This is a genomic window from Bowmanella sp. JS7-9 (genome assembly GCF_004329715.1).
GTDB classification, from domain to species: Bacteria; Pseudomonadota; Gammaproteobacteria; order Enterobacterales; family Alteromonadaceae; genus Pseudobowmanella; species Pseudobowmanella zhangzhouensis.
In genome coordinates, this window is sequence record NZ_JXSY01000011.1 from 290622 (window position 1) to 304041 (window position 13420).

The 13420-nt window shown below is 50.1% G+C and carries 8 protein-coding genes; 4 read left to right on the forward strand and 4 right to left on the reverse strand.

Going from position 1 to position 13420, the window contains the following annotated elements:
• The first annotated feature begins 15 nt into the window (after positions 1 to 15).
• Positions 16 to 561, forward strand: a complete 546-nt coding sequence (locus TK45_RS06765) for a DVUA0089 family protein (protein ID WP_131257883.1) — start codon at positions 16 to 18, stop codon at positions 559 to 561.
• Positions 562 to 615: 54 nt separating this feature from the next.
• On the opposite strand, the gene pepQ is transcribed toward TK45_RS06765, so the two are convergent.
• Together pepQ and TK45_RS06775 are read right to left on the reverse strand one after the other, a co-directional pair.
• Positions 616 to 1932, reverse strand: a complete 1317-nt coding sequence (pepQ, locus tag TK45_RS06770) for a Xaa-Pro dipeptidase (RefSeq protein WP_131257884.1) — start codon at positions 1930 to 1932, stop codon at positions 616 to 618.
• A 48-nt stretch (positions 1933 to 1980) separates the two neighbouring features.
• Positions 1981 to 3894 carry a transglycosylase SLT domain-containing protein gene (locus TK45_RS06775; RefSeq protein ID WP_131257885.1) on the reverse strand — a complete coding sequence of 638 codons (1914 nt, stop codon included), beginning with the start codon at positions 3892 to 3894 and terminating at the stop codon, positions 1981 to 1983.
• Positions 3895 to 4132: 238 nt separating this feature from the next.
• Between TK45_RS06775 and fadB the strand changes: the two genes are divergently transcribed.
• The 3 genes from fadB to TK45_RS16275 all read left to right on the forward strand — a co-directional run bounded on the left by fadB (position 4133) and on the right by TK45_RS16275 (position 11574).
• Complete coding sequence (fadB, locus tag TK45_RS06780; protein ID WP_131257886.1) at positions 4133 to 6274, forward strand: fatty acid oxidation complex subunit alpha FadB; 2142 nt, start codon at positions 4133 to 4135, stop codon at positions 6272 to 6274.
• 15 nt (positions 6275 to 6289) lie between these two features.
• Positions 6290 to 7462, forward strand: coding sequence for an acetyl-CoA C-acyltransferase FadA (gene fadA / locus TK45_RS06785; protein WP_131257887.1), 1173 nt, complete (start codon positions 6290 to 6292; stop codon positions 7460 to 7462).
• A gap of 239 nt (positions 7463 to 7701) precedes the next feature.
• Positions 7702 to 11574 carry a hybrid sensor histidine kinase/response regulator gene (locus tag TK45_RS16275; protein ID WP_174719773.1) on the forward strand — a complete coding sequence of 1291 codons (3873 nt, stop codon included), beginning with the start codon at positions 7702 to 7704 and terminating at the stop codon, positions 11572 to 11574.
• On the opposite strand, the gene TK45_RS06815 is transcribed toward TK45_RS16275, so the two are convergent.
• Both TK45_RS06815 and TK45_RS06820 read right to left on the reverse strand, forming a co-directional pair.
• On the reverse strand, positions 11560 to 11982 hold the full coding sequence (locus tag TK45_RS06815) for a VOC family protein (RefSeq protein ID WP_131257888.1): 423 nt from the start codon (positions 11980 to 11982) through the stop codon (positions 11560 to 11562). The two genes, TK45_RS16275 and TK45_RS06815, sit on opposite strands and share 15 nt — an antisense overlap.
• Before the next feature lie 10 nt (positions 11983 to 11992).
• Positions 11993 to 13360 (reverse strand): aldehyde dehydrogenase family protein, encoded by a 1368-nt coding sequence (locus tag TK45_RS06820; protein ID WP_131257889.1) that lies wholly within the window; start codon positions 13358 to 13360, stop codon positions 11993 to 11995.
• Between the last annotated feature and the right edge of the window lie 60 nt (positions 13361 to 13420).

Genomic DNA, 13420 nt, shown 5'->3' on the forward strand with positions numbered 1-13420 from the left:
ACAAGGAATTAGTGTATGAAAAAGTTTTTAGCGATGTTATCTCTGGCGTTATGTGGCACGGCTAATGCGGGTTTGCTGCATTTTGAGGGCATGATTACAGGTTATACTGATGTGGTCGTAACGCAGTTTGTAGTAGAAAGCGATCAAGTGGTCTCAGCCTGGACAGATTCATTTGATAGTGGTGCAAACTTTGACCCGATTACTTCATTGTGGACCAATGATGGCACCTACATTACTGGCAATGATGACAATTCATCAATTAGTCCAAGCACTCAAACTTATTTTGATTCTGGCATTCAGCAGTTCTTAACCGCTGGTACTTACTACTTCACCATCTCTGTATTTAATAACTTCCCGGATTCAAGCGTAAATCTGTTCGCTAATCCTAGTCCTTTCAATGGATGTGATGGTTGTGGTTACGGTGGCTTCTATTACAGCCAATGGCTGGATGGTGTCGCCTCTGCACGGGTTATCACCTCTAATCCTGTACCCGAAGGTTCAATGTTAGCAATCTTCGCGCTGGGTTTGTTGTCTTTAGCGCGCAGAAGAAAAAGTAAATAAACAAATTGAGCGAATAAAAAAGGCGCCGTAGGCGCCTTTTTTGTTTGTCGACTCTTACAGACCTAGATCCCGGGTCATGTTTTCGTTGCGGTCGCGGTGCACAATCACATCATCCTCGATGCGGATACCGCCGTAAGGTTTGAAATGATCGACCCGATCCCAGTTGATGTATTTGCTGTTCTCGGTGGCGCGTAAGTCGGCCAGCAGACTGTCGATAAAATATAACCCTGGCTCTATGGTCAGCACATGACGGGCTTCAATGGTACGGGTGTTGCGCAGGAAGGGATGATCAGCCGGGGCTGGCGCAGGTGTGCCGCGATCATCGCTGATTAACCCGCCGGTATCGTGCACCTGCAAGCCAAGATGGTGGCCAATCCCATGAGGGAAGAAGGTGCGGCTGATTCCGCTCTCGACAATGGCATCGGCATCCAGATTAACGATATTGAAGGCGTTGAGCAGGCCTGCAACCCGTTGATGGGTGCTCAGGTGCACGTCCACATAGCTTATGCCCGGTTTGAGCATATCGATCAAATCCAGCGTGACCTGATCCATCGCCAGAATCATGTCTTTGAATTCGTGTTCATCGGCGCAGTAGGTGCGGGTGATATCTGCTGCATAACCGTGGCAGTGGGCACCGGCATCGATGAGGAATGAGCGAACCTGTTGCGGGGCGCGTTTTTCCAGTGAGGTATAGTGCAAAATTGCGCTGTTTTGATTAAGCGCGACAATGCTGCCATAAGGGAGTTCATTCTCACCCTGAGCAGTGGCTGCAACGTAGGCCAGATGAATTTCAAACTCTGATTTGCCCGCACGGAATGCCGCTTCGGCAGCACGGTGGCCGTCGACGGCAATGCGGCTGGCCTCGCGCATACAGGCAAGCTCGTAGTCGGTTTTAAAGCTGCGCTGGTAATGCAGATAGTGCATCACCCGATCCGGGTTCATCAGGTTAAAGCCCAGTGCCTGGGCAACTTCGTAATATTCACCGATGTACGCCACTTTGGCTTTATCGTAAGGCAGGTATTTTTCTACCGCCTTGGCGTTGGCCAACAACTGAATGTCGAACTCGCTGGTCCAGAAATCATTGGGCTCATCCGGTACTTTGTGCCAGAAGTCTTTGGGGCGGTAGAAGATCAGTTTGGGCTTGTCTTCGCCATTGACTACCAGCCAGCAATTGGGGTTGTCGATGACCGGCAACCAGGCTTTGAATTGCGGATTGACCGCAAAGGGATAGTCGTTGTCATCCAGAAATTTACGCTTGGCCTGGCCGGAATGAATGACCAGCGCATCGATACCTTCGCGAGCCAATGCCTCACGGGTACGACGTTGAAGTTCCTGAATGTGGGCTGGATACAGCCGCGCGAATTCTGACATAACCACCTCATAACGCTAAAAGTGGCGCTACGGTAGCATACTCAGGGGTTAGTCGTCAGCAGGCTGGATTTCCATATTGGCAAGTTCACTGAACAGGTTTTGGTCTTTGCCCAGCAGCCGCAGGTAAATTTGTTTATAGGCCATCACCGCTTTGACATATTCGCGGGTTTCTTTATAGGGGATGGTTTCTACCCAGATGTCCGCTGGCATGGTTTGGCCTTCAGGTAACCATTGCTTAACCCGGCGCCAGCCCGCGTTGTATGCAGCTGTGGCGAGCACCTGATTATTTTCCAGTTTATCCATCAGGTATTTCATGTACTGCGTGCCGTACTGCACGTTAGTTTGCGGATCGTACAGGCTGCTAAGGCTGATTTTTTGTTTAGCAATATAGCGGGCGGTGCCTGGCATTAACTGCATCAATCCGCGGGCGCCGACGCCTGAGTTGGCATCTTGCATAAACGAACTCTCCCGCCTTGCGATGGCAAACGCCCACGCCGGTTCCACCTGGTTTTGCTCGGCGGAGCTGAGTAATTGCTCTTTATACGCCAAAGGAAAGCGGCGTTTTACATCATCCATATAACCTGCTTTGGAAAAGGTATGAATGGCCTGATCGTGCCAGTTCCAGCTATCGGCAATCACCGCCGCCATAATTTTTTGCTCTTCGTTGAGACGATTGAGCATGGTTAACCATTCGCGCCGCGCCTGGGTATAGCGCCCCAGTTGCAGAAGTTCGTATGCTCGCTGGGTGGCGGGTAGATTGGCAATTTGTGCCAGTTGAGTTGCATCGTACTGCAGCGGCGCATCGGCCAGGGTCGGCGAGGTGTTGATGCGGCCACTGGCAAGGAAACCGTAATAATGGCGCTTGGCGGCTAATTGCTGATAACCCTCGGTGGCCTGCTCCGGCGCATCGAGCAGTTCATAGCTGCGCGCTAACCAATAGTTGGCGGATAAATCTTCCTGATGGTGGGCGCCAGCGGCTTCTAACAACGCGACAACTTTCGACCATTGCTGCTGGCGGATTAAATGGGTCAGATGCCAATGCAGGATATCGCTATCCGAATAATCCTGGTTGGCTCGTGCTAACCACTCACCAGCCTTGTCGTGATTGGCCAGCGTCAGAGCAATGGCAAAACGCTGAGAGATTTCCTGTTGCTGCGCGTCGGTGAACGGGAACTTGTCCTTCAGTTGTTGCCAGCTTTTGATGGCCAAATCCCGGTCACGCCAAGCCAGTCTGGTTAATCCATAGGTCAGGATTTCGGTTTCCTGCTCCGGATATTTATTTGGAAAACGACTGGTTTTGCTGACTTTGTCGGGGCTACGGCGTACGGCATACCAAAGGTCGGCCAGATACTGTTTGTCTGCGGGCAGAGATTTTTTTAAATAAGGAATGAGTGTGTGGTTGCCGCCATCGGCAGCCAATACCAGCCGCTCGTAAACACGAGTTTCGTTAAGACGCCCTGCTTTTTTCCAGTGGGTCAGTACCGGGTCGCAACTTTTGGGCAATGAATCGCCGGTTAGCCAAAGTTCATCTACCAGCGCGAGAACAGTGTCCTGCTCACCTTGCTGCCAGCGGATATTGAGCGCATGACAATATAATTCAGTGTCGCTGCTGTGATTGAAGTAGGTTAAAAACAGGGCGTCTTGCTTTTGCCGCTTCAGATAGGTCAGCCACTTTTGACGCAGGGGCGGTGCTAGTGGTGTATCGGCATAGGTCGCTAAAAATCGGTCAATACGATCCCGGTTGGCCAGGTAAGGGGCGTCTAACAAGATGGCCTGTTCAATATATGGGGTTAGCGGGTAGTCCTTTAGTTGTAGCAGCAGGCTGTGTAGCTTGGGGCTGTTAGGATAAGCACTGAGCTCCATTGCCTGCTCAAATGCCTGACGTTGTTCATCAATATCTGCTCGCGCGGGTAAGGCAAACAAACAGTACAGCATAATCGGCAATAATGAACGCAGTGGCATACGTCAAAAAAACTCCTGCAGGGTGAATTAACAACGATAATGGAAAGCGCAGTAGTTGCAAGTGAATGAGACCAATGACTGTCTGGCTGGTTCAATGTGTAAACAGCAAATTATCCAAGGTAAATATTCAAACGGTTTTTTTAAACAATTGTTTGAATCTTGTTGAAATTTGCCGCCGCCTAGACAAGAATTGGCAGCCATCCCTACTTAAATAAACGATATAACGTTGGAGAAACGCATGATCTATCAAGGCAAAAGCCTCAATGCTGCGTTACTGGAAAACGGCATTGCAGACGTTGTGTTTGATGCTGAAGGTTCAGTAAACAAGTTTGATCAGCAAACGGTCCGCGAGCTGGAAGAAGTTTGTCAGGCTCTGATCGACAACGGCAACGTCAAAGGTGCCGTAGTACGCTCTGCCAAGGGTGTGTTTATTGTTGGTGCTGATATCACCGAGTTTGGCGCGCTGTTTGCGATGCCGGATGACGAAATTCTGACCTGGGTGGCGAAGACCTCTCAGGCATTCGACAAGTTCGAAGATTTACCTTTCCCGACAGTGTGTGCCATTAATGGTTTCGCGCTGGGCGGCGGTTGTGAAATGACCCTGGCCTGTGACCTGCGCGTAGCGGACACCACTGCAGTAATTGGATTGCCAGAAGTAAAATTAGGTTTGATGCCTGGCTTCGGTGGCACCGTACGTTTACCTCGCTTGATTGGTGCGGATAACGCTATGGAGTGGATGAGCACCGGCAGAAATAATAAGCCGGATGCCGCTTTGAAAGTCGGCGCTATCGACGCAGTGGTAGCGCCTGAGAAACTGCAGGCGGCGGCACTGTCGATGGTACAGGATGCCATTGACGGTAAGATCGACTGGCAAGCACGCCGCGCGCAGAAAAAATCCCCTCTGTCACTGAACAAAAATGAATCCATGATGAGCTTCGCTACGGCCAAAGCTATGGTTGCGGCACAGGCTGGTAAACATTATCCGGCACCTCATGTGATGGTAGACACGCTGGCTGCTGCCTCAGTGATGGATCGTGAAGGCGCGCTGAAACTGGAAAATGAAGGCTTCGTTAAACTGGCGAAGACCGATGCCGCGAAAGCGCAAATCGGTATCTTTATGGCTGATCAGCTGGTGAAAGGCAAAGGCAAGAAAATGGCCAAAGCCGCCACCAAACAGGTAAATCAGGCGGCGGTTCTGGGGGCTGGCATTATGGGCGGTGGTATCGCTTACCAGTCGGCGGTGACTGGCACGCCAACTGTGATGAAAGACATCGCGCAACCAGCACTGGACTTGGGCTTAACTGAAGCCGCTAAGATTTTGGGTAAAGGCATGCAGCGTGGCAAAGTCGACGCGGCGAAAATGGCTAAAACCCTGAACAGCATCGTACCTACCCTGGAATACAGCGCGATTAAAGATGCGGATATCGTTATCGAAGCGGTGGTTGAGAATCCAAAAGTAAAAGGTATCGTGCTAGCTGAAACCGAACAGCATGTGGCAGATGATGCGATTATCTGTTCAAACACCTCCACAATTTCAATCAACCAACTGGCGGCAAGCCTGCAAAAACCGGAGCGTTTCTGCGGTATGCACTTCTTTAACCCGGTACATCGTATGCCGCTGGTGGAAATTATCCGTGGTGAAAAGACCTCAGATGAAACCATTGCTGCGGTAGTGGCCTTTACCCTGAAAATGGGCAAGACCCCGATTGTGGTTAATGATTGCCCGGGATTCCTGGTAAACCGCGTGTTATTCCCTTACTTCGCCGGTTTCAGCAAGCTGGTACTGGATGGTGCTGACTTCGTTGCCGTAGACAAAGTGATGGAGAAAGACTTTGGCTGGCCAATGGGCCCGGCCTACCTGCTGGATGTGGTGGGTATGGATACCGCCGATCACGCTGCTGGCGTGATGGCTGCAGGTATTCCTGAGCGTTTGCAAAAAATCGATAATGATCCGGTTGAAGCTCTGTATAAAGCGCAGCGTCTGGGTCAGAAAAATGGCAAAGGTTTTTATAACTTCGGCGTGGATAAGCGTGGTAAACCCACCAAAACCGCGGCGCAGGAAGCCTATGACCTGATTAAGGTTGAGCATAAAGCGTTCGACAAAGAAGAAATCATCGCTCGTCTGATGATCCCAATGGCCAACGAGGCGGTGCGCTGTCTGGAAGAAGGCATTGTGGCATCCGCCGCAGAAGCGGATATGGCATTGCTGTATGGATTAGGTTTCCCTCCTTTCCGTGGCGGTATCTTCCGTTACATGGAAACCATGGGTCTGCAAAACTTTGTAGCGTTAGCAGACAAATATGCCCATCTGGGGCCTATCTACCAGATCTCTGATGGTCTGCGCGAGATGGCAGCCATCGGCAAGTCTTACTTTGGTTAATAAGGAGCGAACGAAATGAGTAATCCAAACGATGTAGTAATTGTTGATTGTCTTCGTACCCCGATGGGCCGCTCCAAAGGTGGCGTGTTCCGTAATGTACGTGCCGAAGACTTATCTGCCCACTTGATGACCCAGCTACTGGAGCGCAATCCCAATCTGGACCCAAGTGAAATTGAAGACATTATCTGGGGTTGTGTACAGCAAACCAAAGAGCAGGGCTTCAACATTGCCCGTAACGCGCAGTTGCTGACCAAGATCCCACGCTCCGTGGCGGCTGTGACAGTGAACCGTCTGTGCGGTTCATCAATGCAGGCGCTGCATCAGGCTGCGCAGGGCATTATGAGTGGTCAGGGCGATGTGTTTATGATCGGTGGTGTGGAGCACATGGGCCACGTACCGATGGACTTCAACATCGACTTCCACCCTGGATTGGCGAAATACACCGCCCGCGCATCCGGTAATATGGGTATGACCGCGGAGTTGTTAGGCCGCCAAAATGGCATCAGCCGTGAAATGCAGGACGCTTTCGGTGCCCGTTCACACCAGCGTGCGCACAAAGCGACCCTGGAAGGCCGCTGGGGTAACGAAATCGCTCCGATTCTGGGTCATGACGCCGATGGCGTGCTGAAACTAATCGACTTTGATGAAGTTATTCGTCCGGAAACGACGCCAGAAACGTTGGCTGGCTTGCGCCCGGTATTCGACCCGGTTAATGGTACCGTAACAGCAGGAACGGCATCGGCGATTTCTGATGGTGCATCGGCCATGCTGGTGATGTCAGCGGCCAAAGCCAAGGCATTGGGTCTGACACCTCGGGCACGTATTCGTGCAATGGGCGTAGCCGGTTGTGATGCTGCGATTATGGGCTTTGGTCCGGTTCCGGCAACACAAAAAGCCCTGAAACGCGCTGGCATGACCATGGACGATATTGAAATTGCAGAATTCAATGAAGCGTTCGCCGCGCAGGCGTTGTCATGCATCAAGCAATTAGGCTGGATGGATGTCTATGACGAGAAAGTGAATCTTAATGGTGGTGCGATTGCACTGGGTCACCCGCTGGGATGCTCAGGTTCGCGCATCTCAACCACACTGATCAACCTGATGGAGTCGGAAGACAAGACAGTGGGTTTGGCGACCATGTGTATCGGTTTGGGACAGGGTATCGCGACCATCTTCGAGCGAATCTAAATCCTAATTAGAAAAGCAAGAAAGGAACCTCCGGGTTCCTTTTTTTATTGCCTGAGATATGTGCCAAAAGATGTTTTAACATTTTGAATTAATGACGATAAACTGGTTGCAACAGGTGCAATTGTCATTTTCTGTTCAAACACTGGCTGGGATTGCCCGCTGATATACAAGGACTTCATGTGTTCGCTGTTCGATTCATTTGTCATCTTCTGCTTCTAAGTGTACTGCTTTGCAGCGGCATGGCGGGTGCTGATGAATATGATGTGGAATTACTGAACGAAAATGACGGCTTTTCCAGTTCCATAATCTTTTCCATCGCACAGGATCAGCAGGGCTTTTTGTGGTTCGGCACTGCCTATGATGGTGTGTTGCGTTATGACGGTAAAAATGTCGTCAATTATCGTCGCGAGCAACCGCAACCATTTTATATTCCGCATAATAACAGTGGCAATCTGGCCATCGATCACGATGGGGATATCTGGGTAGGGGGCTGGGGTAGTGGCCTGACTCACATGTCGCCAGCGCTGCATCAGGCAGAGAACTTTGTGTACGACCGAGCCGATCTTGCATCGGTTAGTGATGCCTATGTACAGAGTGTCTTTGTTGACGCAGATAATGATATTTGGGTCGGTACACTCACCAGTGGGTTAAACCTGTTTAATCGGGCAACCAAAACTTTCACCCGTTTCCCTGGCTCTGTGATTTCATCAGAAGGCACGTCCAGTGTGCGAATCTGGGATATGTTGCAGACCTCGCCGGATGAAATCTGGATTGGGTCGGACAACGGCTTAAACAAAGTGCGTAAGTCCACATTAACCTTCGAATATTATCGTCCCAGCACATCAACCAAACCAGATGCAGAAAACAAAGTCAGACACTTACTCGCAACTGATGATGGCCGAATCGTTTTGGGGACCCATGATGGTGTAACGCTATTTAACCCCCAGACACGTAAATTTATGCGTCTATACGCTGAAAATGAGGAAACACTAGGGCCTGTGCAGGCTCTGCTGAAAACCCATTTTGACCAATATTGGGTATCTTCCGGCTATGGGGTTTACTCCTTCACCCTACAAGATCCGGTGCTACGTAAAGTTCCACTGAATTTTGATGACAGCTGTGCACAAGCGCTATTTGAAGATCGGCAAAATAATATCTGGTTAAGCTGTGAAGGGCAGGGTATTTATAAAATCAGCCGTCAAACCAGTTTTAAGCTGATAAATGATCCACGTCTGCGCCGCGACAGCCGCCTAAAAGCCACCTATTCGGTGCTGGTCAGAGATGATGAGAATGTGCTGTTTGGTACCAGTAGTGCAGGCATACTGAACTGGCATAAACCGACTAACACCATCAGTGATTTTGCCAATGTTGACGCGATGCAGGACTTGTCGGTGCACCGCATGGCAATCGCGCCAAATGGAACACTGTGGTTCACCAACAAAACTCATCTTTATTACCTTACGGAAGATGGAAAGCCGGTCAAATACGAGCCTCCCCCAGGGAGCATGCATCCGGAGTTATTCACCTCGATTATCCATTTGCACTTTACCCCACAAGGAAAATTCTGGATTGCCACACGCCTTGGCATTTTCCTGATGTTGGCACCGGATAAGCCACTATTGCATGTGCAGGCCGAACCGAAAAATCCGCTTAGTTTACCGGTTGATACTATTGTCGAACTCTATCAGGACAGACAGGGACGCATGTGGGTGGGGACCGAAAGTGGCGTCTGTGTGGAAGCGAATATCTTTGGTGAGTTTCGTTGCTTTTATGTAGACGGTAAGCGTAACAGTGGCTCGTCGATGAATTATATCTACAGTATTTTTCAGGATGACAGAGACAAAATCTGGGTTGGCACCCGTACAGGTTTGTACCAGTTAAATGAGCAGAACGGCACGTTCACTGAATATGGTCAGCAGATTCTGTCGGATAACTTTGGCGTGCACTTTATTAAGGGTGATGCTGCAGGAAATCTTTGGTTAATAAGCCATACCGGTGTGATTAAATTTTATCCGGACAGCAGTGAAGTCGAAGTATTTGATAAATCTGACGGGTTATCTGGTTCGCGCTATTACGTCAACCTGGTGGCGCAGAGTAGCGATGGCACAATTTACTTATCCAGCCGTGATGGTATCCATTATTTCAACCCGAGTCTGGTTCAGGAACGAGAATTAAACAGTCCAACCGTGTTGACTAACTTTGAGCTTATTGGCCAGCGCAATGTTCGGGATGAGGCCATTTTACCCAGCAATAATATTCAACTGGCGCCAGACCAAAACTACATTAAGTTTGAATTTTCCACCCTTGATTTGAACAGTGCACGGCGTATTCGCTACTACTATAAGTTGGAGGGGCTGGACGACGAGTGGCTGGATAATGGCAACTCCAATGCGGTGATGTATACCAACCTTAGTGGTGGCGATTATGTTTTCCGTGTGCGACCGGCGTTAAAGAATAACCTCTACTACGAGAACGAACTCGCTGTCAAACTCACCATCGGTACGCCATTTTGGCTGACTGGTTGGATGTTTGGGGTTTATGCAATACTCGGCTTACTACTTGTGCAGGCTTATATCCATTTCAGACATCGCATCAATCAGGCTGAGATTGAACGTCAACGCCTGTTTGTATCCCAGCTGGAGTCACAGGTGGCAGAAAAAACCGAGGCGATTCGCGAGGAATCTCGCAAGCTGGCGTTAGCTAACCGGGTAAAAAGCGAATTTCTTGCCAATATGAGCCATGAAATTCGCACGCCGCTGACCTCGGTTATTGGCCATGCTGAAGCGATTATCCATGGTGATGTGGAAGAGAGCAGTATTAAGCAGGAAGTGGCGCGTATTCATAACCACAGTCGTCATTTGCTGGCACTGTTGAATGATATACTTGACGTCACCCGTATCGAGCAGAATAAGCTTGAGTTAGAGCCTCATGAGCAGGATATTCAGGCGCTACTTACTGATGTGCGCGATATGTTCACCAGTCAGGCCGAAGCCAAAGGGTTAACCTTCCGCATGATCAGTCAATTACCTGTGAAGCTGGTTGCCCATGTGGATGGTTTGCGCCTCAAACAGGTGTTAATTAACCTGTGTTCCAACGCGCTCAAGTTTACCCAGCAGGGGAGCGTCGATGTAATTGTCTCATTGCAGGACAACCGACTGCTGTTTAACGTTGTCGATACCGGCATCGGCATGACAGAAGAACATCAAAAACGTATTTTCGAAACCTTCTCACAGGGCGATAGCAGCATTAACCGCCGCTTTGGTGGGTCTGGGCTGGGCCTGGCGCTTTCACGCCAGTTGGTGAATTTGATGGACGGTGAACTGCGTGTCACCAGTGCACCGAATAAAGGCAGTATTTTTACCTTTAGTATTCCGCTAACACTGGTGGAGCATGCCAGTGAGCTTCCAAGTATCAGTCCCTCGCAAGCCTTACCAGAACTATCAGGCTGTGTGCTACTGGCTGAAGACCATCCGGATAACCGCCGCTTGATTGAGCGCTTGTTAAAGCGCCTGGGTCTGCGGGTTCTGGCGGCACAAAATGGTTTTGAGGCCATTGAGCTGTATGTGAACCATCAGCCTGATGTGGTGCTGCTGGATATTCAAATGCCGCAAAAGGATGGGTTACAGACATTCCGTGAGCTTCGCGAGCTGGGGTGCATTAAACCGATTGTTGCGATAACCGCCAATGCCATGGTGAGTGATATCAAGCATTACCGGGCGATTGGCTTTAACGGCTACCTGCGCAAACCAATAGAACGGGAGCAGATGGTTGCACTGATGCTGGAGTTGTTCTCATCCGGTTTGGACCAGGCGCAGATGGTCAGGCAGTTAAATGAAGTGGATACCAGCGATCTGCAACAAACCTTCATTGCCCGATTGGAGACAGAGAAGAATCAACTGAGCGCCTTACTCGACCAGCAAAACTGGCAGGTGATTGCGCAGTTAGCCCACCGTTTAGCCGGCTCTGCGCAGTTTTTTGGCTTCCGTCTTATCTCGGAAAAAGCCATTGAGGTTGAAATGGCGGTAAAAGACGGTCATCTGGATACTTTGCCTGAGTTAGTCCGTCAACTGCTGGACACGTTAACCAGCGCCAAGAACTCAGTGCGCGAATAATTGTGAAATATCGGCGAACGCTTTAAATTCCAATGCATTGCCAGCAGGGTCAAGAAAGAACATGGTTGCCTGCTCGCCCACCTGTCCTTTAAACCGCACATAGGGCTCAATAATAAAGTCTATGTTTGCTGCCTGCAGTTTGTCGGCCAGTGCCTGCCAGCTATCCATCGGCAGTACCACACCAAAATGGGGCACGGGTACGGCTTTGGCATCCACCGGGTTGAACGCCGGTGAATAGGGCATTTGGCTGACCTGATGGGTCACCAGTTGATGACCGTATAGGTTCCAGTCGATCCAGTGCGTATCGCGACGGCCCTGCTCACAACCTAATAATTCACCATAAAAAACTTCGGCTTTACTCAGATCATCGACCGGGATAGCCAAATGAAAGGGGTAGGTGTGCTGCATATTCGATGACCTATAAAAGTTTACGCAAAATAGAGAGCTTGCTGTCGCTAAAGGGGGGATAGCGTAGTGGTATATCGAAGATGAAACGCCGTTTCATCACTGCCTTGAGGTGACTAAAGGTATCGAAGCCAAACTGACCATGGTAGGCGCCCATACCACTGTTACCCACTCCGCCAAACGGTAACCCCGGATTGGCCATAAACATCATTCCATCATTAACACAAACACTGCCTGCACTGGTTTGTGCAATTAGCTGTTTGCTTAATTGGGACTGGTTGCTGTAGATATACATGGCCAGTGGTTTGGGGCGCTGATTTATAAAGGCGGCCGCATCAGCAATGTGTTCAATGCTCACAATGGGCAGTATCGGGCCAAAGATTTCCTGTTGCATAACAGGGCTGTACCAGTCTGGCTCCAGTACGATGGTCGGGGAGAAATAGCGGCTTTCCGGGTCGGTCTGCCCACCATGTACTACGTTTTGCCCCTCAAGATAGCCTTGCAAACGCTCAAAATGACGCAGATTAATGATTCGCCCATAGTCCTGACTCTGTCTTGGATCGTCACCATAGAAGCGTTTTAAGCTGTCTTTAATCGCATCCAGTAATTTAGGCACAAACACTTTTTCGACCAGCACATAATCCGGCGCCACGCACGTTTGCCCGGCGTTCATCCATTTACTCCAGACGATACGATCCGCAGTGACCCTGAGGTTTGTGTCACTATCCACCACACAGGGGCTTTTACCACCTAATTCCAGTGTTACCGGGGTAAGGTAATCGGCGGCGGCGCGCATCACGATTTTGCCGACTGCTTCGCCACCGGTATAGAAAATATGATCAAACTGCTCAGCCAGCAGGGCTGTGGTGGGCTCGACGCCACCCTGCACTACGGCAAAGCAGTCTCTGTCCAGATAGGCGGGCAATAATTCTGCGATTAATTTATCGGTATGTGCAGCGAGTTCAGAGGGCTTCAATACGGCACAGTTTCCAGCCGCGATGGCAGCGACCAGCGGTGCCAGGGTTAATTGTAGCGGATAATTCCACGCGCCGATAATCAGTACGACGCCTTTGGGCTCTGGCTGCATATAGCTATTGCCCGGCTGCGCGACTAGTGGGGTAGAGACCCTGCGCGGTTTAGACCATTTGTTTAAATGACTGAGGGTGTGGTCGATATCACTGAGCAGAAAACCTGTCTCGGATAACCAGGCTTCGCTGTGGCACTTACCCAAATCTGCATGCAACGCAGCGCTAATGGCCTGCTCGTTGTCGGTAAGCAGTTTGCGAAGTTGCTGTAACTGTTGTTTACGCCAAGCCAACGGGCGCGTCACACCCTGATGAAAACGACTACGTAACTGGTTGATTAGGTTGCTGATTTCCACTTGATGTCAGGGCCGTGCAGAAGATAATTGCTGCGATTGTGACCAACCTGAGACAAATTC